The 24,595-nt window shown below is 59.5% G+C and carries 20 protein-coding genes; 12 read left to right on the forward strand and 8 right to left on the reverse strand.

The genetic code is table 11. The features are described from left to right. The first annotated feature begins 145 nt into the window (after window positions 1-145). From RGU44_RS21680 to hemE, 11 genes are all read left to right on the forward strand, one after another. On the forward strand, window positions 146-1,210 hold the full coding sequence (locus RGU44_RS21680; protein ID WP_322177452.1) for a pilus assembly protein PilM: 1,065 nt from the start codon (window positions 146-148) through the stop codon (window positions 1,208-1,210). After that, window positions 1,210-1,776, forward strand: coding sequence for a PilN domain-containing protein (locus RGU44_RS21685; protein WP_322177453.1), 567 nt, complete (start codon window positions 1,210-1,212; stop codon window positions 1,774-1,776). Before RGU44_RS21680 ends, RGU44_RS21685 begins: the two co-directional genes overlap by 1 nt. Further along, window positions 1,773-2,396 carry a type 4a pilus biogenesis protein PilO gene (gene pilO / locus RGU44_RS21690; protein WP_322177454.1) on the forward strand — a complete coding sequence of 208 codons (624 nt, stop codon included), beginning with the start codon at window positions 1,773-1,775 and terminating at the stop codon, window positions 2,394-2,396. Before RGU44_RS21685 ends, pilO begins: the two co-directional genes overlap by 4 nt. Next, window positions 2,393-2,947 (forward strand): pilus assembly protein PilP, encoded by a 555-nt coding sequence (locus RGU44_RS21695; protein ID WP_322277903.1) that lies wholly within the window; start codon window positions 2,393-2,395, stop codon window positions 2,945-2,947. Before pilO ends, RGU44_RS21695 begins: the two co-directional genes overlap by 4 nt. 110 nt (window positions 2,948-3,057) lie before the next feature. Next, window positions 3,058-5,145: a type IV pilus secretin PilQ gene (gene pilQ, locus RGU44_RS21700; protein WP_322277904.1), complete on the forward strand. Its 2,088-nt coding sequence runs from the start codon at window positions 3,058-3,060 to the stop codon at window positions 5,143-5,145. Window positions 5,146-5,149: 4 nt separating this feature from the next. Beyond that, complete coding sequence (gene aroK, locus RGU44_RS21705) at window positions 5,150-5,668, forward strand: shikimate kinase AroK (protein ID WP_322177457.1); 519 nt, start codon at window positions 5,150-5,152, stop codon at window positions 5,666-5,668. Between the two features lie 129 nt (window positions 5,669-5,797). Further along, window positions 5,798-6,901 carry a 3-dehydroquinate synthase gene (aroB, locus tag RGU44_RS21710; protein ID WP_322277905.1) on the forward strand — a complete coding sequence of 368 codons (1,104 nt, stop codon included), beginning with the start codon at window positions 5,798-5,800 and terminating at the stop codon, window positions 6,899-6,901. A 9-nt stretch (window positions 6,902-6,910) separates the two neighbouring features. Next, window positions 6,911-8,521 carry an AAA family ATPase gene (locus RGU44_RS21715; protein ID WP_322277907.1) on the forward strand — a complete coding sequence of 537 codons (1,611 nt, stop codon included), beginning with the start codon at window positions 6,911-6,913 and terminating at the stop codon, window positions 8,519-8,521. 357 nt (window positions 8,522-8,878) lie between these two features. Next, a complete protein-coding gene (gltB, locus tag RGU44_RS21720; protein ID WP_322177460.1) occupies window positions 8,879-13,324 on the forward strand; it encodes a glutamate synthase large subunit in 4,446 nt (1,481 codons plus the stop codon). A gap of 32 nt (window positions 13,325-13,356) precedes the next feature. Beyond that, window positions 13,357-14,775, forward strand: a complete 1,419-nt coding sequence (locus RGU44_RS21725; RefSeq protein WP_219063559.1) for an FAD-dependent oxidoreductase — start codon at window positions 13,357-13,359, stop codon at window positions 14,773-14,775. A gap of 131 nt (window positions 14,776-14,906) precedes the next feature. Further along, a complete protein-coding gene (hemE, locus tag RGU44_RS21730; protein WP_219063558.1) occupies window positions 14,907-15,974 on the forward strand; it encodes a uroporphyrinogen decarboxylase in 1,068 nt (355 codons plus the stop codon). Between the two features lie 81 nt (window positions 15,975-16,055). Here hemE and RGU44_RS21735 read toward each other — a convergent pair whose 3' ends face one another. Continuing rightward, the gene (locus RGU44_RS21735; RefSeq protein WP_322177461.1) at window positions 16,056-17,327 is read right to left on the reverse strand and encodes an MFS transporter; all 1,272 of its coding nucleotides are present in this window, start codon (window positions 17,325-17,327) and stop codon (window positions 16,056-16,058) included. A 118-nt stretch (window positions 17,328-17,445) separates the two neighbouring features. Here RGU44_RS21735 and RGU44_RS21740 point away from each other — a divergent pair, with 118 nt between their 5' ends. Further along, the gene (locus tag RGU44_RS21740; protein WP_322177462.1) at window positions 17,446-18,342 is read left to right on the forward strand and encodes a LysR family transcriptional regulator; all 897 of its coding nucleotides are present in this window, start codon (window positions 17,446-17,448) and stop codon (window positions 18,340-18,342) included. A gap of 195 nt (window positions 18,343-18,537) precedes the next feature. Here the strand turns inward: RGU44_RS21740 and RGU44_RS21745 are convergent, their stop codons facing one another. The 7 genes from RGU44_RS21745 to RGU44_RS21775 are packed head-to-tail and all read right to left on the reverse strand — an operon-like array spanning window position 18,538 to window position 24,594. Further along, the gene (locus tag RGU44_RS21745) at window positions 18,538-19,761 is read right to left on the reverse strand and encodes a beta-ketoacyl-ACP synthase (protein ID WP_322177463.1); all 1,224 of its coding nucleotides are present in this window, start codon (window positions 19,759-19,761) and stop codon (window positions 18,538-18,540) included. After that, window positions 19,761-20,489: a 3-oxoacyl-ACP reductase FabG gene (gene fabG, locus RGU44_RS21750; protein ID WP_322277908.1), complete on the reverse strand. Its 729-nt coding sequence runs from the start codon at window positions 20,487-20,489 to the stop codon at window positions 19,761-19,763. The genes RGU44_RS21745 and fabG overlap by 1 nt, the downstream gene beginning before the upstream one ends. Further along, window positions 20,486-20,941 (reverse strand): hotdog family protein, encoded by a 456-nt coding sequence (locus RGU44_RS21755; protein ID WP_322177465.1) that lies wholly within the window; start codon window positions 20,939-20,941, stop codon window positions 20,486-20,488. Before RGU44_RS21755 ends, fabG begins: the two co-directional genes overlap by 4 nt. Beyond that, window positions 20,938-22,134 (reverse strand): beta-ketoacyl-[acyl-carrier-protein] synthase family protein, encoded by a 1,197-nt coding sequence (locus RGU44_RS21760; RefSeq protein ID WP_322277909.1) that lies wholly within the window; start codon window positions 22,132-22,134, stop codon window positions 20,938-20,940. The genes RGU44_RS21755 and RGU44_RS21760 overlap by 4 nt, the downstream gene beginning before the upstream one ends. Beyond that, complete coding sequence (locus tag RGU44_RS21765) at window positions 22,131-22,619, reverse strand: DUF3261 domain-containing protein (RefSeq protein ID WP_322177467.1); 489 nt, start codon at window positions 22,617-22,619, stop codon at window positions 22,131-22,133. Before RGU44_RS21765 ends, RGU44_RS21760 begins: the two co-directional genes overlap by 4 nt. Further along, window positions 22,616-23,365, reverse strand: coding sequence for a class I SAM-dependent methyltransferase (locus RGU44_RS21770; RefSeq protein WP_322177468.1), 750 nt, complete (start codon window positions 23,363-23,365; stop codon window positions 22,616-22,618). Before RGU44_RS21770 ends, RGU44_RS21765 begins: the two co-directional genes overlap by 4 nt. After that, the gene (locus RGU44_RS21775; RefSeq protein ID WP_407074655.1) at window positions 23,362-24,594 is read right to left on the reverse strand and encodes an NAD(P)/FAD-dependent oxidoreductase; all 1,233 of its coding nucleotides are present in this window, start codon (window positions 24,592-24,594) and stop codon (window positions 23,362-23,364) included. The genes RGU44_RS21770 and RGU44_RS21775 overlap by 4 nt, the downstream gene beginning before the upstream one ends. Window position 24,595 lies beyond the last annotated feature (1 nt).

The following is a 24,595-nucleotide window of genomic DNA, read 5'->3' on the forward strand; positions in this document are numbered from 1 at the left end:
TTGAAGCTTGGCTTTACGAAAAAACGCTTGGGCATTATAAGCATTTTTCGTGTCGGAGCGTGATTTGCGCTACTGTCAAGGCGGCTGGCACAGGCATTGGACACTCAATAATCCGTAAGTGACGGAAACTCATAGGGAATCGGTTGTGTTCGAACTCTTCAGTAAGAAGGCCAATACCCTTCTAGGGATCGATATTAGCTCCACCTCGGTAAAACTCCTTGAATTGAGTCGTTCCGGCACTCGCTACAAAGTTGAGTCCTACGCGGTCGAACCGCTACCCGCCAACGCTGTAGTCGAAAAAAATATCGCCGATCTCGACGGGGTCGGTCAGGCATTGTCACGGGTGTTGGTCAAGGCCAAGACTCATGTCAAAAGCGTCGCCGTGGCAGTGGCCGGCTCTGCCGTGATCACCAAGACCATCGAGATGGACGCTGGCCTGTCGGACGATGACATGGAAAGTCAGCTCAAGATTGAAGCTGATCAGTACATTCCGTATCCCCTTGAAGAAGTCGCCATCGATTTTGAAGTGCAGGGTTACTCGGCGCGCAACCCCGAGCGCGTTGAAGTCCTGCTCGCCGCCTGCCGCAAGGAAAACGTAGAGGTTCGCGAAGCCGCCCTGGCGCTGGCGGGCCTCAATGCCAAGGTCGTGGATGTCGAAGCGTATGCGTTGGAGCGCGCCTTCGGCCTGCTTGCTGCGCAGTTGGGCAACGATCACGAGCAGCTGACCGTGGCGGTGGTCGACATCGGCGCCACCATGACTACTTTGAGCGTGCTGCACAACGGTCGGATTATTTATACCCGCGAACAATTGTTCGGCGGCCGGCAACTGACTGAAGAAATTCAGCGTCGTTATGGTCTGGCGGTAGAAGAAGCGGGCCTGGCGAAAAAACAGGGCGGTCTGCCGGATGACTATGTCAGCGAGGTGCTGCAGCCGTTCAAGGATGCCGTGGTTCAGCAAGTTACCCGCTCGTTGCAGTTCTTTTTTGCGGCCGGTCAGTACAACACCGTGGATTACATCATGCTGGCGGGTGGTACCTCTTCGCTTGCAGGCCTGGACCATTTGATTCAGCAACGTCTGGGCACGCCCACGCTGGTGGCCAATCCGTTCGCCGACATGGCGCTAAGTAGCAAGGTCAACGCGGGGGCGCTGGCCAGTGATGCTCCGGCCTTGATGATTGCCTGTGGTCTGGCGTTAAGGAGCTTTGACTGATGGCGCGGATCAACCTGTTACCGTGGCGCGAACAACTGCGCGAAGAGCGAAAGAAGCGTTTCCTGACGGCGCTTGTCGGGGTGTTGGTCATTGCCGTCGGCGTGATCTTCTTTGGCGATCAATACATCAGCAATGCGGTCGACCACCAAGTGGCGCGCAATGGGTATGTGCAGAAAGAAATTACCCTGCTCGATGACCGGATTAAAGAAATCAGCGAGTTGAAGGCGCGGCGCAAGCAATTGCTGGAGCGGATGAAAATCATTCAGGACCTGCAAGGCAATCGCCCGATCATCGGACGAATTTTCGATCAGTTGGCGCGTACCTTGCCTGATGGCGTGTATTTCTCTGATGTAAAAATGACCGGCAAGATTATTAGCATCAGCGGTGCCGCTGAATCGAACAACCGTGTTTCGGACCTGATGCGTAATCTCGACGCCTCTGATTGGCTTGAGGCGCCTAGTCTCAACGAGGTCAAGGCCAACCCGGCGGGTGCGGTCGACCAGACAAACACCTTCCAGTTAACGGTGCGTCAGACTCAGCCTGCGATTAAAGGGGTCAAGCCATGAATCCAAAGGAATGGCTGGACAGCCTGCGCAAGATCGACTTCAACGATCTGGACCTGAACAACCTTGGCTCATGGCCAGCGGCAGTCAAATCCATCGCCGGGGCGATGGTGTTGATCGTGGTCCTGGCGCTGGGCTACAACTTTTACCTCAAAGACTTGCTGGATCAGCTCGACCAGTCGCGAGCGACCGAAGTCGCGCTCAAAGAGCAATTTGCCACGAAGGCTTTCAAGGCTGCAAACCTGGAGGCCTACAAAGCGCAGATGACGGAAATGCAGACGTCCTTCGGCGCATTATTGCGGCAATTGCCCAGCGACACTGAAGTCCCTGGGTTGCTCGAAGACATCACCCGCACCGGTCTGGGCAGTGGCCTTGAGTTCGAAGAGATCAAATTGCTGCCGGAAGCGGCTCAGCAGTTCTATATCGAATTGCCGATCCAGATCACGGTGGTCGGTGCCTATCACGACCTTGCGACCTTTGTCAGCGGCGTGGCCAGTCTGCCGCGCATCGTGACCTTGCATGATTTCGAGATCAAACCCGTGGAGCCTGGCAGTACGCAAAAGCTGCGCATGAGCATTCTGGCCAAGACCTACCGTTATAACGATAAAGGGCAGCAGCAATGAGGGCCGCTCGACTGTTGTGCATGAGTGTGGCTTTGATCGGGCTGTCCGGTTGCGACAATGGCAATCAGTTTGGCGACTTGCAGACCTATATGGATGAAGTGCGGGCACGCCCGACGGGCGTTATCGAGCCATTGCCAAAGTTCCGCCCTTACGAAGCCTTTACCTACAGCGCCGCTGCACTGCGTAGCCCGTTCCAGCCGCTCGTCAAGATTGATTTGGTCCGTCGGCAGAAGGGCTCGCAGCAGGTCAAACCGGATGAAACGCGGGTCAAGCAATTCCTCGAAGGCTTCAATATCGAGCAATTCGAAATGGTCGGCACGATGGCCAACGACTCGGGGATCTTTGCCCTGATGCGCGGTGGTGGTGGTGGTGGTGGTGGTGGTGGTGGCGTTGGTGTGTACCGCATGAAAGTCGGTGATTATCTGGGGCGCAATCATGGTCGCATCGTTTCAATCAGCGACTCGCAGGTCGATGTCGTCGAAATAGTGCCTGATGGCGAGGGTGCATGGCTCGAACGGCCACGCAGTATTTCCCTCAAGGAACGCTCATGAGCGAGATGTGCGAACACGCAGTATTGCCGAGCGCAGTAGTTTTCACTCGTCCGGTGACGGACGGGGCCAGCATTTACAACACCCTCGGGTCAGCACAACGGAAATTGATAATGACTAGGATTTTCTCGGTTGTCGGCATTTCGCTATGGATAGCGATGGTTTCGCCGATGCTCCAGGCGGCTAACTTGAAAGCTCTGGATGTCGCCGCTTTGCCAGGAGATCGGGTCGAGTTGAAGCTGACCTTCGACGGACCAATCCCCGCGCCGCGCGGCTATACCACTGAGCAACCCGCACGTATTGCTCTGGATTTGCCCGGTGTGACCAGCCAACTGGCGACCAAAAGTCGTGATTTGGGCGTGGGCAATGCTCGCAGTGTGGTGGTGGTCGAGGCCAAAGACCGCACGCGGGTCATTATCAATATGACGGTGCTTGCGCCCTACAGCTCGCGGGTCGAGGGTAATAACCTGTTCGTGGTCGTGGGTCAGGGCGCAGCCTCTGCTCAGGGGATCAAGCCAGGCGCGGCGCCCACGTCTGCACGGGTTTCAGTTCCGGCCGCAGCACCTGCCAGGCCCTATGTTGCCGTGGGAAAAGCGATCAAGAACATCGATTTCCAGCGCGGTGAGTTGGGGGAAGGTAACGTCATCATCGAACTGAGTGACCCAGGCATCGCCCCGGACATTCAGGAGCAAGGTGGCAAAATCCGGGTCAATTTCGCGAAAACCCAGCTCCCGGACCCCTTGCGCGTTCGGTTGGATGTCAAGGATTTCGCCACGCCTGTGCAGTTCGTCAATGCCAGCGTAGCGGGTGACAAGGCCAGTATCAGCATCGAGCCGACTGGCGCGTTTGATTATTCGGCCTATCAGACCGATAACAAACTGACCATCAGTGTGCGGCCGTTGACGTCCGAAGACCTGGATCGTCGAAATGCAGACAAGCCGATCTACACCGGAGAAAAGCTGTCGCTGAACTTCCAGGACATCGACGTTCGCTCGGTCTTGCAGCTGATTGCCGATTTTACCAACCTCAATCTGGTGGCCAGCGACACAGTGCAGGGCGGGATCACCTTGCGCTTGCAGAACGTGCCGTGGGATCAGGCGCTGGATCTGGTACTGAAAACCAAAGGACTGGATAAACGCAAGATCGGCAATGTCCTGTTAGTCGCGCCTGCGGATGAAATCGCCGCTCGCGAACGTCAGGAACTGGAGTCGATGAAGCAGATTGCCGAGTTGGCGCCGTTGCGCCGCGAGCTGCTGCAAGTGAATTACGCCAAGGCGGCCGACATCGCCAAGCTGTTCCAGTCGGTGACCAGCGCTGAGACCAAAGCCGATGAGCGCGGCTCGATCACCGTCGATGACCGGACGAACAACATCATTGCCTACCAGACTCAGGACCGTCTCGATGAGCTGCGCAGGATTGTTTCGCAGCTGGATATCCCCGTGCGACAGGTGATGATCGAGGCACGCATCGTCGAGGCCAACGTCGATTATGACAAGGCGCTGGGCGTGCGCTGGGGAGGTTCGAGCAATCGCAGCGGTAGCAACAATGCGACTGTCGGCGGCAAAGGTACGGTGACCGGCGCCAATGGTGTCGTCACTAACTCCAACTCACCTTTCGTCGATCTGGGCGCTGCCAACGCGACGTCCGGGATCGGTATCGCTTTCGTGACCGATAACGTGCTGCTGGACCTTGAGTTGAGTGCCATGGAGAAAACCGGTAACGGTGAGATCGTTTCCCAACCCAAGGTCGTGACCTCCGATAAAGAGACCGCGAAGATCCTCAAGGGGACTGAAGTCCCGTATCAGGAAGCCAGTTCCAGTGGCGCGACGTCGGTGTCTTTCAAAGAGGCGTCGCTGTCCCTGGAGGTGACGCCGCAAATCACCCCTGATAACCGCATTATCATGGAGGTCAAGGTTACCAAGGATGAGCCGGATTACATCAATACCGTGCTGGGTGTACCGCCAATCAAGAAAAACGAAGTCAACGCCAAGGTGCTGGTGGCTGACGGCGAAACCATCGTCATCGGCGGTGTTTTCTCTAATACGCAGAGTAAAATCGTCGACAAGGTGCCATTTCTTGGCGATGTGCCGTATGTTGGCCGGCTTTTCCGGCGTGACGTTGTTTCAGAGAAAAAATCCGAGCTGCTGGTATTCCTGACTCCGCGTATCATGAACAACCAGGCGATTGCTGTGAGTCGTTGATTCTGTGCGAAATTTGATACTTGTTGGACCGATGGGGGCGGGCAAAAGCACCATCGGTCGCTTGCTGGCCAAAGAGCTGCGACTACCGTTCAAAGATTCCGACAAGGAAATTGAGCTGCGTACCGGCGCCAATATCCCGTGGATTTTCGATAAGGAAGGCGAGCCGGGCTTTCGCGACCGCGAGCAGGCGGTGATTGCTGAGCTGTGCGAGTCCGATGGTGTCGTGCTGGCGACCGGTGGTGGCGCAGTGATGCGCAGTGAAAACCGTCAGGCGCTGCATGCCGGAGGGCGTGTGGTGTATTTGCACGCCTCGGTCGAGCAGCAGGTCGAACGTACAGCCCGTGATCGCAATCGGCCGTTGCTGCGTAACGCCGATCCGGCACGGGTATTGCGCGATCTGCTGGCAATCCGTGATCCGCTCTACCGGGAAATCGCCGATCTTGTGGTGGAAACCGATGAGCGGCCGCCGCGGATGGTGGTGCTGGACATCCTTACGCGTCTGGCCGAGCTTGCTCCTCGTTAATGTGCGCGTCGAAATGCGCTATCCTCCGGCACATTAAGCCCGCGCCGCAGCGTGGCGTAAGGCCATGATTTTATAACCAGAATTCAGCGATGGCGCGACACGCGCACTTGTTAAACAACGTGGGGACACATGCAGACACTTAAGGTCGAGCTTGGCGAGCGAAGCTATCCGATTCACATTGGCGAAGGCTTGTTGGATCGGCTTGATCTGCTGGCGCCGCACATCGCCGGACGACAAGTGGCGATTGTTTCCAATGCGACTGTCGCGCCACGCTACCTTGAGCGATTGACTCGCACGCTGAGCACTTACAACGTGCTGCCCGTAGTGCTTCCCGATGGCGAAGCCTTCAAAAACTGGGAAACCCTGCAAACCATTTTCGATGCCTTGCTCACCGCTCGGCATGACCGCCGTACCACTGTTATCGCCTTGGGTGGCGGGGTGGTGGGCGATATGGCTGGTTTTGCTGCGGCCTGCTATCAGCGCGGCGTGGATTTCATCCAGGTGCCCACCACCTTGCTGTCCCAAGTGGATTCGTCGGTGGGTGGCAAGACCGGCATCAACCATCCGCTGGGCAAGAACATGGTGGGTGCGTTCTATCAGCCCAATGTGGTGCTGATTGATACGACGACGCTCAATACCCTGCCTGCGCGCGAGTTGTCGGCGGGGCTGGCTGAGGTCATCAAGTACGGCCTGATCTGCGATGAGCCGTTCCTGACCTGGCTGGAAGAAAATGTCGATCAGTTGCGGGCCCTCGATCAGGCGGCCCTGACGGTTGCAATCGAGCGCTCCTGTGCGGCCAAGGCCGCGGTGGTGGGCGCCGATGAGCGAGAGACGGGGGTGCGCGCGACGCTTAACCTGGGTCACACCTTCGGCCACGCTATCGAAACCCACATGGGTTATGGCGTCTGGCTGCACGGTGAAGCCGTGGCGGCGGGTACGGTGATGGCGCTTGAGATGTCTGCGCGTCTCGGCTGGATCACCCAGCAAGAACGTGATCGCGGGATTCGTCTGTTCCAGCGCGCCGGGCTGCCAGTCGTGCCGCCAGAAGAGATGACTGTGGATGACTTCCTCGAACACATGGCAATTGACAAGAAGGTGATCGATGGTCGCTTGCGCCTGGTCCTGCTGCGGCGGATCGGCGAAGCCGTTGTGACTGCCGATTATCCAAAAGAAGTATTACAGGCCACGCTGGGGGCGGACTACCGCGCCTTGGTGGATCAGCTTAGAGGTTAATGAAAATCCATGACTAGTTTGCACGCCGACGAGGCCTTCCTCGGCCATTACCAGTTGAGTCATGACCCCTTTGCAACGCGGGTACCTGGCTTCAAGTTTTTCCCGGCTCAGCGCAAACCCGTGCTCGGTCAGCTTCATCACCTGGCGCGCTATAGCCAGTTGCTGCTTGTAGTCACAGGCCCGCACGGCAGCGGTAAAACGTTGCTGCGCCAGGCGCTGGTCGCCAGCACCAACAAACAATCGGTGCAGAGCGTGGTGGTTTCTGCGCGTGGCGCCAGCGACGCTGCAGGTGTCATGCGTCAGGTCGCTCAGGCCCTGAACGTGGTTCAGCCGGAAATGCGTGCGATCCTGTCTCAGGTCGTGCAATTGGCGCTGACCGGACAGGAGGTCTATTTATTGGTGGACGACGCCGAACAACTCGGCGAATCCGCACTCGAAGCTTTGCTCGGGTTGGCAGCAGGTACGCCTGAAGGTCGCCCGCATGTGTTCCTGTTCGGCGAGTCGTCATTGATCGACCGTCTGGAGCAGCTCAGCGCCGAGGAAGAGCGTTTTCACGTCATTGAGTTGCAACCGTACACCGAAGAAGAAACCCGCGAGTACCTGGCTCAGCGCCTGGACGGTGCAGGTCAAGGCATCGAGTTGTTCACGGCTGATCAGATCACCGATATCCATGAGCGCTCCGATGGTTGGCCGGGCGCGATCAACCAGGTCGCCCGCGATGCAATGATCGAAGCGATGATCGCCAGCCGCACTGCGGTCAAGCGTCCAAGTATGGGGTTCAAGATGCCGAAGAAACATGTGTTGGCTTTGGGTGCAGTAGTCGTGGTCGGGATAATGGCCGCATGGTTGATGCCAGGCCGTAGCAACAACAGCGCCACCGCGCCTGCAGCGCCGCCAGCGAATGCGCAAGCACAACTGCCACTGGGTCAGGGGCAGCCGACTGCTCAGCAATCGAATAATCAGGGTGGTCCGGCCATTGAGTTTGCCGGTAACTCGCAGCCGATGCCTTTGCCGTTGGTAGGTAAATCGCAGCCCGTCATGCGTGGGCCATTGGCCGAGGCAGCTGGCAATGCAGAGGATGATGAGCCGGGTCCCGCTGGCGGCACCTCGCGTCAGCCGCCTACAGTCACCACCACGGCTCCGCCAGTAGGTGTGCCAGCAGGCCCGGCACCGACTCCGGCGCCAGCCCGTCCGGCTGCAGCTGTTGCCGCTGCCAAGCCAGTAGCGCCAGTCGTCAAGCCAGCGCCCGTTCAGGTCGCGACAGCCAAGCCAGCGCCAAAAGTGGCGGAAAAAGTAACGGAAAAACCTGCTGCCTCCTCCGCGCCAGCCTCGGGTGGTAACTGGTACGCCGGTCAGGCGCCGGGCCATTATGTCGTGCAAATTGTGGGTACAAGCTCGGAAGCCGCTGCTCAGGCGATCGTTAAAGAGAACGGTGGCGAGTACCGGTATTTCAAGAAAAACCTGCAAGGCAAACCACTGTATGTAGTGACCTACGGTAACTTTTCTGACCGCGCTGCTGCCCTTGCAGCCATCAAGGTATTGCCAGCCAAGGTTCAGGCTGGTAAACCTTGGCCTCGTACTGTCGCCAGCGTCCAACAGGAACTGGCTGCAACGCACTGAAGTCGCAGCGGCCTTATCCAGGCCGCCTGCACTGCTCCCCCGGAATATCGCATGTGCGTGCTGCTTTCGAGCAGCGCGCCTTGTGGTGTCTGCGTCCCGGACGTCATAAATGTTCTTGGGCTCGCAGGCCGGGCTCGTAAAAATGTTTTGACTAGCACATTATCTGGCCTTAAACCTTTCATTAATGCGACATAGATTTACGGCTGCTGGTCGTTAAGTTTGTGAGCTTTTGTGTCGATGTGTACAATGACCTCCCTTTTGCCCCCGCAAAGCTGGCATACGTTCGGCGCGGTTGGTAAGTGGTTGAATTGAAAAGAAATTTGCCTCGACAAGAGGCAGCCTGGTGAGAAAGTGTCTATGAAAGCAGGTCTGTACCATCCAGATGAATTCAAGGATAACTGTGGTTTCGGCCTGATTGCGCACATGCAAGGCGAACCCAGTCATAACCTGTTGCAAACGGCTATCGAAGCCCTGACCTGCATGACCCACCGTGGTGGGATCAACGCTGACGGCAAGACCGGCGACGGCTGTGGCCTGCTGATACAGAAGCCGGATGCATTCCTGCGCGCAATGGCCAGCGAACACTTCGGCATCGACCTGCCCAAGCAGTACGCCGTCGGCATGGTGTTCTTCAACCAGGACACCGCCAAGGCAGAAGCTGCGCGCGCGAACATGAATCGCGAAATCCAGGCCGCTGGCCTGCAACTGATCGGTTGGCGCAAAGTGCCGATCGACACCAGCGTACTCGGCCGCCTGGCCCTGGAGCGCCTGCCGCAAATCGAGCAGGTGTTCATCGGTGGCGAAGGCCTGAGCGATCAACAGTTCGCCATCAAACTGTTCAGCTCCCGTCGCCGTTCGTCGGTGTCCAACGCCGCAGACACCGATCACTACATCTGCAGTTTTTCGCACAAGACCATCATCTACAAAGGCTTGATGATGCCGGCGGACCTGACGGCCTTCTATCCGGACCTCAGTGACGAACGCCTGAAAACCGCGATTTGTGTGTTCCACCAGCGTTTCTCTACCAACACTTTGCCGAAATGGCCGCTGGCTCAGCCGTTCCGTTTTCTTGCCCACAACGGCGAGATCAACACCATCACTGGCAACCGCAACTGGGCGCAGGCCCGTCGCACCAAGTTTGCCAACGAGTTGATCCCTGATCTGGAAGAGCTCGGCCCGCTGGTCAACAGCGTGGGCTCCGACTCCTCAAGCATGGACAACATGCTTGAGCTGATGGTCACCGGCGGTATCGACCTGTTCCGTGGCGTGCGCATGCTTATTCCGCCTGCCTGGCAGAACGCCGAGACCATGGACGCCGAACTGCGCGCGTTCTACGAATACAACTCCATGCACATGGAACCATGGGACGGCCCGGCTGGCGTGGTCATGACCGATGGTCGCCATGCGGTCTGCCTGCTCGACCGTAACGGTCTGCGCCCGGCGCGCTGGGTCACCACCAAAAATGGTTTCATCACCCTGGCGTCAGAGATTGGCGTGTGGAACTACAAGCCTGAAGACGTTATCGCCAAGGGTCGTGTCGGCCCAGGGCAGATCTTCGCGGTCGACACCGAGACCGGTCAGATCCTTGATACCGACGCTATCGACAACCGCTTGAAGTCGCGCCATCCGTACAAGCAGTGGCTGCGCAAGAACGCCTTGCGCATCCAGGCGACGCTGGTCGACGACCAGGGCGTGGCCAGCTACGACACTGACCAGCTCAAGCAATACATGAAAATGTTCCAGGTCACCTTCGAGGAGCGTGATCAGGTGCTGCGTCCGTTGGCCGAACAGGGTCAGGAAGCCGTTGGCTCGATGGGCGACGACACGCCAATGGCCGTGTTGTCCCAGCGTGTACGTACGCCTTACGATTATTTCCGTCAGCAGTTTGCGCAGGTGACCAACCCGCCTATCGACCCGCTGCGTGAAGCGATCGTCATGTCGCTCGAGATCTGTCTGGGTGCCGAGCGCAACATCTTCCAGGAATCGGCTGAGCACGCTTCACGCGTGATCCTCAGCACGCCGGTCATCTCTCCGGCGAAATGGCGCTCGTTGATGACCCTGGATCGTCCAGGTTTCGAGCGTCATTTCATCGACCTCAACTATGACGAGAGCGTCGGGCTCGAAGCTGCGGTGCGTAACATCGCCGATCAGGCCGAAGAGGCCGTGCGTGCCGGCAAGACTCAGCTGGTGCTGAGTGACCGTCACATCGCGCCAGGCAAGTTGCCTGCTCACGCCGCGCTGGCGGTGGGTGCCGTGCACCACCGTCTGACCGAGTGTGGTCTGCGTTGCGACAGCAACATCTTGGTTGAAACGGCCACCGCTCGTGACCCGCACCACTTTGCAGTGTTGATGGGCTTCGGTGCGTCTGCGATCTACCCGTACCTCGCTTATGAAGTGCTGGCCGACCTGATCCGTACCGGTGAAGTCCTTGCGGACCTAGACGAAGCGTTCAAGTTCTACCGCAAGGGCATCTCCAAAGGGCTGCTGAAGATACTGTCGAAGATGGGCATTTCGACCGTCGCGTCTTACCGTGGTGCGCAGCTGTTCGAAGCCATCGGCCTGGCCGATGAAATCGTCAACCTGAGCTTCCGTGGCGTGCCAAGCCGGATCAAGGGTGCGCGCTTCGTCGACCTCGAAGCCGAACAGAAGCTGCTGGCCCTCGAAGCCTGGAGCCCGCGCAAGCCAATCCAGCAGGGCGGTCTGCTCAAGTTTGTGTATGGCGGCGAATACCACGCGTACAACCCAGACGTTGTCAGCACCTTGCAAGCCGCCGTGCAGCAGGGGGATTACAGCAAGTTCAAGGAGTACACCGCGTTAGTCGACAACCGTCCGGTGTCGATGCTTCGCGATCTGCTCAAGGTCACGACCCTCGATCAGCCGTTGGCGATTGAGGAAATCGAACCGTTGGAGAAAATTCTCAAGCGCTTCGACTCCGCCGGGATTTCCCTCGGCGCACTGTCGCCTGAGGCGCACGAAGCCTTGGCCGAAGCGATGAACCGCTTGGGCGCACGCTCTAACTCCGGTGAAGGCGGCGAAGACCCTGTGCGTTATGGCACGGTGAAAAGCTCGAAGATCAAGCAGGTGGCGACCGGTCGTTTTGGCGTTACCGCTGAATATCTGGTCAACGCCGAAGTGCTGCAGATCAAAGTCGCTCAGGGCGCCAAGCCCGGCGAAGGTGGTCAGTTGCCCGGTGGCAAGGTCAACGGTTTGATCGCCAAGCTGCGTTATGCGGTGCCTGGCGTGACCCTGATTTCACCGCCGCCGCACCACGACATCTACTCGATTGAAGACTTGTCGCAGCTGATTTTTGACCTGAAACAGGTCAACCCGGCGGCGCTGGTTTCGGTCAAACTGGTGGCAGAAGCGGGCGTAGGCACCATCGCAGCCGGTGTGGCCAAGGCTTACGCCGACCTGATCACCATCTCCGGTTACGACGGTGGTACCGGTGCTTCGCCGCTGACCTCGATCAAATACGCGGGCGCTCCGTGGGAACTCGGCCTGGCTGAAACTCACCAGACCCTGCGCGGCAACGACCTGCGCGGCAAAGTCCGGGTGCAGACCGATGGTGGTCTGAAAACCGGTCTGGACGTGATCAAGGCGGCGATCCTCGGCGCTGAAAGCTTCGGCTTCGGCACCGCGCCAATGATCGCCCTGGGCTGCAAATACCTGCGCATCTGCCACCTGAACAACTGCGCCACCGGCGTGGCGACGCAGAACGAGAAGCTGCGTAAAGATCACTACATCGGCACCGTCGACATGGTGGTGAACTTCTTCACCTTCGTCGCCGAAGAGACCCGCGAGTGGCTGGCCAAGCTGGGCGTGCGCACCCTCGAAGAACTGATCGGGCGTACTGACCTGCTGGAAATCCTGCCGGGCGAAACCGCCAAGCAGCAGCACCTGGATTTGACGCCGCTGCTGGGCAGCGACTATATCCCGGCGGACAAGCCACAGTTCTGTCAGGTGGAACGCAACCCGCCGTTCGACAAAGGCTTGCTGGCCGAGAAAATGGTCGAGATGGCCAAGCCTGCAATCGTCGGCCTCAGCGGCGCTGACTTCTCCATGGATATCTGCAACTGCGACCGGTCCATCGGCGCGCGGATTTCCGGTGAAGTCGCCAAGCTGCACGGCAACCAGGGCATGGCCAGGGCGCCGATCACGTTCCGTTTCAAAGGCACGGCCGGGCAAAGCTTCGGCGTGTGGAACGTCGGTGGCTTGAACATGTACCTGGAAGGCGATGCCAACGACTACGTCGGCAAGGGCATGACCGGCGGCAAGCTGGTCATCGTTCCGCCAGTCGGCAGCGCGTACAAGACTCAGGACAGCGCCATCATCGGCAACACCTGTCTGTACGGTGCAACCGGCGGCAAACTGTTCGCGGCCGGTACCGCTGGCGAGCGGTTTGCAGTGCGTAACTCCGGTGCCCACACCGTCGTTGAAGGCACGGGCGACCACTGCTGTGAATACATGACAGGCGGTTTCGTCTGTGTACTGGGTAAAACGGGCTATAACTTCGGCTCCGGTATGACCGGTGGTTTCGCCTACGTGCTGGACCAAGACAACACCTTCGTTGACAAGGTCAACCACGAACTGGTGGAAATCCAACGGATCAGCGGCGAAACGATGGAGGCTTATCGCAGCCACCTGCAACGCGTGCTGGCCGAATACGTCGAGGAAACCAATAGCGAGTGGGGTCGTCACCTCACCGAAAACCTCGATGACTATCTGCGTCGGTTCTGGTTGGTCAAGCCTAAGGCTGCCAGCTTGAAATCGTTGCTTTCCAGCACCCGTGCCAACCCGCAGTGATATGCGCCTGAAGTGTTTGATGAGGTTTTAACATGGCTGAACGTCTAAATAATGACTTCCAGTTCATCGAGGTCGGGCGCAAAGATCCGAAGAAGAAACTGTTGCGTCAACGCAAGAAAGAGTTCGTAGAAATCTACGAACCGTTCAAACCCCAGCAGTCGGCCGATCAGGCCCACCGCTGTCTGGGTTGCGGCAACCCGTACTGCGAATGGAAGTGCCCGGTGCACAACTTCATTCCCAACTGGCTCAAACTGGTGGCCGAAGGCAATATCCTGGCGGCTGCCGAGCTGTCACACCAGACCAACACCCTGCCGGAAGTCTGTGGCCGGGTATGCCCTCAGGATCGTCTGTGTGAGGGTGCCTGCACCCTCAACGACGGTTTTGGTGCGGTCACCATCGGTTCGGTGGAGAAGTACATCACGGACACCGCGTTCGCCATGGGCTGGCGCCCAGACATGTCCAAGGTCAAAGCGACCGGCAAACGTGTTGCGGTGATCGGTGCCGGGCCTGCGGGCCTGGGGTGTGCCGACGTGCTGGTGCGCGGTGGCGTGACCCCGGTGGTGTTCGACAAAAACCCGGAAATCGGCGGTTTGCTGACCTTCGGCATCCCGGAGTTCAAGCTGGAAAAAAGCGTGCTGAGCAATCGTCGCGAAGTTTTCACCGGCATGGGTATCGAGTTCCGCCTCAATACCGAAGTCGGCAAGGACGTCACCATCGATCAACTGCTTGAAGAATACGATGCTGTGTTCATGGGCATGGGCACCTACACCTATATGAAGGGTGGCTTTGCCGGTGAAGACCTGCCAGGCGTGCACGATGCACTGGATTACTTGATCGCCAACGTCAACCGCAATCTGGGCTTCGAAAAGGCGCCGGAAGATTTCGTCGACATGAAGGGCAAGAAGATTGTGGTGCTCGGCGGTGGTGACACCGCGATGGACTGCAACCGCACCGCGATTCGCCAAGGCGCCAAATCGGTGACCTGTGCTTATCGTCGCGACGAAGCGAACATGCCCGGCTCGCGTAAAGAAGTGAAGAACGCCAAGGAAGAAGGGGTGAAATTCCTCTACAACCGTCAGCCAATCGCTATCGTTGGCGAAGACAAGGTCGAAGGCGTGAAGGTGGTCGAGACCCGTCTTGGCGAGCCAGACGCCCGTGGCCGTCGCAGCCCCGAGCCAATCCCGGGCTCCGAAGAGATCATCCCGGCCGATGCCGTGGTCATCGCATTCGGTTTCCGTCCAAGCCCGTCGTTGTGGTTTGAGGAATTCAGCATCCAGACTGACAGCCAGGGCCGCGTGATTGCTCCGGAACAGGCGCAGTTCAAGCACCAGACCAGCAACCCGAAAATCTTCGCCGGTGGCGATATGGTTCGCGGATCTGACTTGGTGGTGACTGCGATCTTCGAAGGCCGAAATGCCGCCGAAGGAATCCTGGATTACCTGGGTCTGTGATCACCCCGACAGGGTGGCGCGACCTCTGATTCCTGCGACAAATCGCCTCGATACATAAAAGGCACGGCTCATGCCGTGCCTTTTGCGTTGCGCTCTGAGAAAATACCCGCACTTTTTAACCGGATGCCGACATGACTGCCCTGAAGAACGACCGTTTCCTTCGTGCCCTGCTCAAGCAACCCGTCGACGTCACCCCTGTGTGGATGATGCGTCAGGCCGGTCGCTACCTGCCGGAATACCGCGCCAGTCGGGCCAAGGCCGGTGATTTCATGAGCTTGTGCATGAACCCGGAGTTCGCGTGCGAAGTCACCCTGCAACCGCTGGACCGCTATCCACAACTGGACGCGGCGATCCTGTTCTCCGACATTCTGACCATCCCCGACGCCATGGGCCTGGGCCTGTACTTCGAAACCGGGGAAGGTCCGCGCTTCAAAAAAACCGTCTCCACCCTGGCCGATATCGAAGCCCTGCCGATTCCTGATCCGCAGAAAGACCTGGGCTATGTGATGGACGCGGTCAGCACCATCCGCCGTGAACTCAACGGCCGTGTGCCGCTGATCGGGTTCTCCGGCAGCCCGTGGACCCTGGCGACCTATATGGTCGAAGGCGGCTCGTCGAAAGACTTCCGCAAGTCCAAGGCCATGCTCTACGACAACCCGCAAGCCATGCACTTGTTGCTGGATAAACTGGCGCAGTCGGTGACCTCGTACCTCAACGGCCAGATCCTCGCGGGTGCGCAAGCGGTGCAGATCTTCGACAGTTGGGGTGGCAGCCTGTCAGACGCCGCGTATCAGGAGTTCTCCCTGGCCTACATGCGTAAAATCGTTAGCGGTCTGATCCGTGAACACGACGGGCGCAAAGTGCCGGTCATCCTGTTCACCAAAGGCGGCGGTCTGTGGCTTGAAAGCATCGCCGATGCGGGTGCTGATGCCTTGGGTCTGGACTGGACCTGCGACATCGGAGAAGCCCGTCGTCGCGTCGGCAACAAAGTCGCGTTGCAAGGCAACATGGACCCTACCGTGCTTTACGCTAACCCTACAGCCATCCGCGCCGAAGTCGCCCGCATCCTCGCCCGCTATGGCAGCGGCACCGGACACGTCTTCAACCTCGGTCACGGCATTACCCCTGAAGTCGACCCGGTCAATGCTGGCGTCTTCATGGAAGCTGTGCATGAGTTCTCGGCGCAGTATCACCAGTAAGCTGACTGCGGCCGCTTAGCGACCCATCGCGGGCAAGCGCGCGCCTACAAACCTGTAGGCGCGCGCTTGCCCGCGATGCTTTCAGTTGCGAGTCACCAGCGGCGCCAACCGGGCCAGGCGCAACGCCACAGCCAGGGCGATCAGCAGCAGTACGCCGATGAACAGGCCAATGCCATTCCAGCCTGCGTAGTGCCAGAACATCCCACCTGCGGTACCGGCCACGCTGGAGCCCGCGTAGTAACTAAACAAATAGAGCGATGACGCCTGGCCTTTGGCCTTGAGGGCGCGGCGGCCGATCCAGCTGCTGGCGACCGAGTGGGCGCCGAAGAAGCCGAAGGTGAACATCAGTACGCCGACGATCACCACTGGCAGCAGGGTGAACATCGTCAGGGCGACGCCCGCCAGCATCAGCACAATCACCGACCACAAGACTTTGCGCCGTCCGAGTTTATCGGCTAACGCGCCGATTTTCGCCGAGCTGTAGATACCGGACAGGTACACCACGGAGAACAGTCCGACCAGCGACTGGCTCAGGTGGTAAGGCTCAGCCAGCAAGCGATAACCGATGTAGTTGAACAACGTGACGAACGCGCCCATCAGCAGGAAGGCTTCGAGAAACAGCCACGGCAAACCGGCATCGCGAAACTGCAGGGTAAAGCCGTTGAGCAGGCTGCGTGGGTGCAGCGAGCGTGGGCGGAAGTTGCGCGACTCGGGGAGAATCCTCCAGAACACCGCAGCGGCAATCAATGCCAGACCGCCGATGATCAGCATCGCGGTATGCCAGCTGACAAAGTCGACCAGGATCCCCGTGATAAGACGCCCGCTCATACCGCCAATGGCGTTTCCGCCGATGTACAGGCCCATGGCCAGGCCGATGTGCTGCGGATGGATCTCTTCGCTGAGGTAGGTCATGGCGACCGCTGCCAGGCCGCTGAGGGACAGGCCGACCAGTGCGCGTGTCAACAGGATGCCTTCCCAGGTCGGCATCAGTGCGCTGATCATGGTAAACAGCGCGGCGCAAAACAGCGCCGTCACCATCACAGGTTTACGCCCTAGCCGATCCGAAATGGGGCCGGTGATCAGCAAACCAATCGCGAGCATGCCCGTGGCTACCGAAAGAATCAGGCTGCTTTGCGCTGCGTTGATTGAAAACTCATGGGACAGGACCGGCATCATCGGCTGCACGCAGTACAGCAGGGCAAAGGTCGCAAAGCCGCCAGAGAACAACGCCAGCACCGTGCGCATGAACATCGGCGTGCCTTTTTCGATGTAGATCTCGCTCAACGCCATCGCGACATCGCCGGTAGGCGAAGACTCGATATCGTTAGCGTGGGGGTGAGCAGCAATTTTCACAATGGACCTCGGTGGGTCAACGGGTCGGGCAATGTGAAAAAGAATATAGCTCGCTAATGATTCTTTCCAATATATTGTTCGACCTGTTTGATATTTAAAACGACCTAATGGTGAATCCATGGAACTGCGACATCTTCGGTATTTCATTGCGGTGGCCGAAGAGCTGCATTTCGGCCGGGCCGCGCAAGCACTGGGTATCTCCCAACCGCCGTTGAGCCAGCAAATTCAGGCGCTTGAACAGGAGGTAGGGGCGCGGTTGTTCGAGCGCACCAATCGTCGCGTCGAGCTGAGTGAAGCCGGTCGGCTGTTTCTGGCCGAAGCCCGTCTGGTGTTGGCCCAGGTCGACAAAGCGGCCGACGTGGCGCGGCGTGCGCAGTTGGGGCTGTTAGGCGAGCTGAAAATCGGTTTCACCTCCTCGGCGCCTTTCAACTCAAGCATTCCGCAGGTGATTTTTGCGTTCCGTCAGGCCTTCCCGGCGGTTCACCTGGCGTTGCAGGAAATGAGCAGCAAGGAAGTGGCCGAGGCGCTGGTGGATGAGTCGGTGCAGGTCGGCATCATGCGTCCCTTGCCTTTGCCGGAATCTTTGGTCGCCGTGGAGTTGTTCCGCGAACCGCTGGTGGCGATTATACGTGCCGATCACCCGTTGGCGGTGGGCAGTGAAAAAGGCCTGCAGCTGTCGGCGTTGGCGGCTGAACCCTTTGTGTTTTTCCCGCGCTCATATGGCAGCGGCTTGTACGCGCAGTTGATCAACCTGGCGCGCCAGGCAGGGTTCAGCCCGCTGATCACCCAAGAGGCGGGCGAGGCGATGACCATTATCGGGCTGGTGGCCGCAGGGTTGGGGGTGACGGTGTTGCCGGCGTCCTACCAGCGCATGCGTATCGACGGCGTGGTCTACCGAACGTTGCTCGATGCAGAGGCCAATACGGCGGTTTGGCTAGTGCAGCGCCGGGACCAGCATTCACCGATGGCCAAGGCATTCGTCGAATTGTTGACCAAGCAGGCGGTAGCGCTGTAAGAGGCCCCACCTCGTCTTCGCCGCCGTGCTGTCGCGCAGAAAACTGGATCTCGATTCTGCCCGGAGGGCGTAGGAGCTGACTTGTCTGCGAAAAGGGCCGGAGGACCTTCATGCGGTGGTGACGTCAGTCATTTTGCGACTGCTTCGCAGCCGATTCGCAGACAAGTCAGCTCCTACAGGGTATTTGTGGGGCTACTACCAGCGTCGGAAGATCAGTGAAGTGTTCACACCACCAAACGCGAAGTTATTGTTCATCACGAATTGGTTGCTCATATGCCGCGATTCCCCGCGTAAATAATCAAGTTCGGCACAACGCGGATCGACAGCATCGAGGTTGAGGGTGTGGATGTAGCGGTCGCGGTTCATCATCTCGATGCAGAACCACGACTCCAGCGCACCGCAGGCGCCCAGGGTGTGGCCGAGAAAGCTTTTCTGCGAACTGATGGGCATCCGCGCGCCGAACAGGCTGTGGGTCGCCAGGGTCTCTGCAATGTCGCCTTGTTCGGTGGCGGTGCCGTGACCATTGACGTAACCGATGGCGTCGGCACTCAGGTGGGCGTCCTCCAGGGCCAGCTCCATGGCGCGACGCATGGTGGTCTGCTCCGGACGCGTGGCGTGTGCGCCATCGGCGTTGCTGCCGAAGCCAACGATCTCGGCGTGGATGTGCGCGCCCCGGGCCAGGGCGTGTTCCAGTTCTTCGAGGACCAGCATGCCGCCGCCTTCACCGATCACCAGGCCGTCGCGGTCGCTGTCGTAAGGGCGAGGGCTGGTGTGCGGGGCGTCGTTTTTCAGGCTGGTGGCGTACAGCGCGTCGAAGACCATGGCTTCGGTCGGACACAGCTCCTCGGCGCCACCGGCCAGCATCAGCGGCAGGCGACCGAACTTGATCGATTCGTAGGCATAGCCGATGCCCTGGCTGCCGCTGGTGCAGGCGCTGGAGGTCGGTATCAAACGCCCGGTCAGGCCGAAGAAGATGCTGATGTTCGCCGCCGTAGTGTGCGGCATCATCCGCACATAGGAGTTGGCGTTCAGGCCCTCGGCGACGGAGTTGATCAGCATGTTGCCGAACGCTTTGATTTCATCGGTGCTGCCGGTGGACGAACCACAGGAAACGCCCATGCGCCCGTCGCGAATGATCGGGTCGTTGAGCAGGCCCGCGTCGAGCAACGCCTGTTCAGCCGCGCCGACGGCGAGCCGCGACACGCGACCCATGCTGCGCAACTGTTTGCGGGACCAGTGTCCAGGCACCGCGAAATCGTCGATCGGGCCGGCGAGGCGGGTGTTGAGTTCGGTAAAACGGTCCCACTCATCCATCCGCCGAATGCCGCTGCGGTTGGCGTTGAAATTGGCTTCGATACTGGTCCAGTCACTGCCCAGCGATGTAATACCGGCCATGCCGGTAACAACTACGCGCTTCATTAGCACAGGCCTCCGTTGACCGCCAGAACCTGACGGGTGATGTAGGACGCTTCGGCCGACATCAGGAAATTCACGGCACCGGCGACTTCTTCGGGGGTGCCCATGCGTTGCGCGGGGATCATGTTCATCAGCTCATCCACGGGCACATTTTCGTCGAGCATTGCCGTATCGATCAAGCCGGGGGCGACGCAGTTGACGGTGATCTTGCGTTTGCCCAGTTCGATGGCGAGCGCTTTGGCAGCCCCAATGATACCTGCCTTGGAGGCGCTGTAATTTACCTGTCCACGATTGCCGATCAAGCCCGAAACCGATGTGATGCACACTATCCGCCCAGCGGCGCGACGCCTGATCATTGGCATCATTACCGGGTGCAGAACGTTGTAGAAACCATCGAGGTTGGTGCGCATGACCACGTCCCAGTCTTCGTCGGTCAACGCCGGAAAGGCGCCGTCACGGGTCAGACCGGCATTGCAGACAACGCCGTAATAGGCGCCGTGAGTGTCCACATCGGCTTCGAGAATCGCCTTGCACGCAGCCCGGTCGGCGACGTCGAATTGCAGTATGCGCGCTTGTCGGCCCAAGGCCTGGATTTCCCGCTGAACCGCTTCGGCCTCAGTACGGCCGCTACGACAATGCAGGATCAGATCGTAACCGGCCTGGGCCAGACGCAGGGCGATGGCACGGCCGATGCCACGGCTGGAGCCGGTGACCAGTATTGATTCAGTCATGCGCAAACTCCTTCAGCGAGATAGTCAGCGGGCAGGGGTGGGCAATACACGTTAACCCGCGCCATGGCCTTGATGCCGGGGCCGGTCAGGTGGCACTCGAAGACGCCCATGCCGTTGTCATCCTGCAGTGAGCGTAGGGCGTGGATGGTCAGTTCGCTGCCTGCGGGGAAGTGCTCGACGTTGCATTCGAACTTGCGCGTGCCCAACAAAAAGCCGAGTTGGACCTTATGGCCTTGCGCGCGCGCCTTGCAACCCGCGTAGGCGGCAATGCTCTGGGCCATGAGTTCGATCCCGACCCAGGCTGGGAGGCTACCATCGGCGCGGCTGAACAAGCCGCCAGGGCGGACTTTCAGACGGGTGTGAATTTGTTCTTCGTCGAACGTCAGGACCTGATCGATGAGGATCATGTCTCCGGCGTGGGGCACCAGTTCGGCAATCGGCCAATCGATCATGGGGCGTCTCCGATAATCAGGCTGACGTTATTGCCGCCGAAGGCGAAGGAATTGCTCATCAGTCGGCGTGGTCGGGTGTGCAGCAGGCGCTGGCCGGGCTCAACCCATTTCAAAGCGGGCAGTTGGGAATCGGCTTCGCCGTCCCAGAGGTGCGGTGGCAATGCCTGTTGCGTATTTTCCGGGGCCAGGCTCAGCCAGCAGAATGCTGCTTCCAGCGCTCCGGCAGCGCCGAGGGTGTGGCCGCTCATGGGTTTGGTTGATGAACAGGGCACGCCGTCTGGAAAAATCGCCTGCACGGCGAAGCTTTCCATCGCGTCATTGTGCTGCGTGGCGGTGCCGTGCAAGTTCAGGTAATCGATCTGCTCTGCATGCAGGCCGGCATTGTTCAGCGCTTTTTGCATGGCTTGGCGCGCGCCGCGACCACTGGGTTCCGGTGCGGAAATATGGTGGGCATCAGAGCTCGCGCCCGCACCGAGCAGGGCAATCGACGTGGCACCGCTGGCCTCGGGGGTCATGAGGTACAAGACCGCTGCCTCGCCGATGTTGATCCCGTTGCGATTGCGCGAAAATGGATTGCAGCGCTGTTCCGATACCGCTTCCAGTGCGGAAAACCCGTTCAGCGTCAGCTTGCACAGGGTGTCTACGCCACCGCACAGCACCGCGTCGCACACCCCCATGTCCAGCAAGCGCCGCGCACTGAGCAGCGCCCGCGCGCTGGAGGTGCAGGCGGTGGAAATGACGTAAGCCGGGCCGCTGAGTTGCAGCCAGGCCGCGAGGAAATTCGCCGGGGCGCTGAGTTCCTGTTGCTGATAGTCATAATCGCAGGGGAATCGCTGCTCGCGCAGATACATCGCAATGCCACGACTGGCTTCATCGATCCCCGAGGTGCTGGTGCCGAGAATCACGCCGATACGCGAGCGGCCATAGCGTTCAATGGCTTGCTGGATATCGTCTTTGATTTGCAGGGCGGCGGCCAGCAGGAGTTGATTGTTGCGGCTGCTTTGCTGGCCCAACTCGGGAGGAATCTGAGGTAATACGTCGTGTACGGCACCGACCGGCAAGCGCCGACCCGGAACCCAGTCGTTCTCGTCGACCATGCCTGAGTCATCGCCTGCGAACAACCTGCGCGCGACCTCGGTTTTGTTATTGCCCAGGGCGCAAATCAACCCCAGGGCATTGAGGTAGGCGGTCATGGCGTGGCCTCGTCATTCAACGGGCTGACGTTGTAACTCAGGCCCTGCTCCAGCCGCAGACTGAAGACCTGCGGTTGACGGTAATCGACGCGCCAGCGCGTGCCCAAGTTGCGTTGGCGGGCCTGGGATTGCGCGGCAGGATAGCGGCTGCGTAACTCAGGGGCCGGCGTCAGGGCGAACAGCAGCGCGGCGAACAGCTCGCGTGCTTCCGGATTGGGCGGCAACAGACCATCGGCCTGCCATGTGCCGTTGTTCAAGCGCTGGCGGGCGAGAGGAATGCCCAGCGGGTCGAGCAGCGACCAACGCAAACTGGCCTCTTCTTGCTGGATCACCAACAACCAATCCTGGCGTTGGCCCGCTTGCTCGCGCTGGATGTGCAATTGCAGCGGCAACGGCAGGTGCGGCAGTGTCTCGGGCAGGGGCGCCCGGCTGGCGCAGGCGCACAGCAAAAGAAGGCAAACGCTCAGCAGCAGGCCGCGAATCATCCTGCGCCACCTTGCACGGGTTTGCGCGCGACGACGTTGACCAGGGTTTCTTCGCGCTGACCGAAGGGCGCGGGGCGGCGCAGTCCAAAGCGCTCCAGCAGGCCGAAATCCTTTGAACGACTCCACCATAAATACGGGTACGAAACAGTGTGCGGGCCGAACTCAAAGCCCTGTCCGCGCAGCATGTCGAGGTATTGCCCGGCGCTCTTCTGCACCTGCATCGGATGGCGGAACAGCCAGCGGATCACCCAGGTATCGATGTAGGCCTTGGTCGATTCGGCGAACAGCAGATAACCGCCCGGCTTCAGCACCCGATAGAACTCGGCGAGGGCCTGTTCTTGCTCCACCAGATGGTGAAAAGTCTGGTGGCAGAACAGCAGGTCGACGCTGGCATCCGGCAGTTGCAAGTGCGCGCAATCGCTGCCGATCAGTTCGACATTGATGCCTTGGCGCATCGCTTCATCGCGGCTCACGGACAGGCTTTGCGGGTCGGCATCCACGCCCAGTAAACGCGCCGGGGCGAACACCTGCTGCAAGTAGCGGAAGGATTTCCCCTGGCCACAGCCCGCATCCAGGAGCACGGCGTCAGCCGGTGGCGCGATGCCGGGCGCGCCTTGATCAAAGAGCCTACGCAAATCATTGATCGCCACGCGCAGGACGTGGTGCTGCCACGTGTGGCTGCGCAGGAACCATAAGCCGAAGCGGGTTTCCTCGACGAAACTGTCGCTCAGGTAGGCGCTGCTCATTGGGCTGTGCTCGCGCAGACTTCCGAGATCACCCGCAAGCGGCGCTTGGCTTCGCTGACAAAGGGGTTGCGTTCATCCCAGGCATAACCCGCGAGGATTGCACTGATCATGCGGCGGATTTCCGGAGGACTGTCGGAATGGAAGATCACATCCTGGAAGGTGCCTTCGTACCAGCCTTCGACATAGGCACGGAACGTGTCGACGCCGCGCTTGAGCGGCACGGAGAACTCGGTGTGCCAATCGACGGTTTCGCCTTGCAACTGACGATGCAGCAGGCCGGCAGCCATGCTTGCCGAGCGCATAGCGATGGTCACGCCGGAAGAGAACACCGGGTCGAGAAACTCTGCCGCGTTACCCAGCAGAGCGAAGCCCTGGCCGTGCAGGGTTTTGACGTTGGCCGAATAACCATTGATGGCGCGCGCCGGGGTATCCCACACAGCGTTTTGCAGCAGGCCAGAGAGGCTTGGTGTTTCGTCGATAAACGCCCGCAGGCAGGCCTCCAGATCCTCTGGCTTGCGTTGAAAGTGCTCGGCCGAAGCGACCACGCCCAACGAGCAGCGGCCATCGCTGAACGGGATCAGCCAGAACCAGATGTCGCGATGCGTGGGGTGAATGCTGACGAGGATCTTCTCGCGGTCGAATTGCATGTCATCAATGCGGTCTTCGATGTGGGTAAACACCGCCTGGCGAATCGGAAAGTTCGACGGTGCTTCCAGGTCGAGCAGTCGCGGCAGTACCCGGCCATAGCCGCTGGCATCCAGCACGAAGTCCGCTTCGAGGGTGTACTCACTGCCATCTTCGCGGCGTGCGCGCAGCTGCGGTTGCGGGCCATCGAAATTGGCTGCAGTGATTTCTTCCAGATAGCGAATTTCTACGCCTTGCAGTTCAGCCTGATCGGCGAGCAACTTGTCGAAGGTGGCGCGTTGCACCTGGAACGTGGTCGGCTTGCCGTTGCTGAAGGTGTCGCCAAAGTCGAAATGGGTGTAGCGCTCGCCCCAGGCGAAGGCCGCGCCGTTTTTTACTTGAAAACCAGCGGCCTCCACGGCGTCGAGCATGCCGGCTTCTTCGACGAAATCCAGGCAGTGCGAGAGCAGGCTCTCGCCAATGGAGAAGCGTGGGAAAAGCTGGCGCTCAATGATCAGCACGTCGTGTCCCTGACGCTTGAGCAGTGCCGCAGCGATTGCGCCAGAGGGACCGGCACCAATTACTACGACCTGGCGTCTTTCCATT

This window comes from Pseudomonas sp. 5C2 (assembly GCF_034314155.1).
GTDB lineage: Bacteria > Pseudomonadota > Gammaproteobacteria > Pseudomonadales > Pseudomonadaceae > Aquipseudomonas.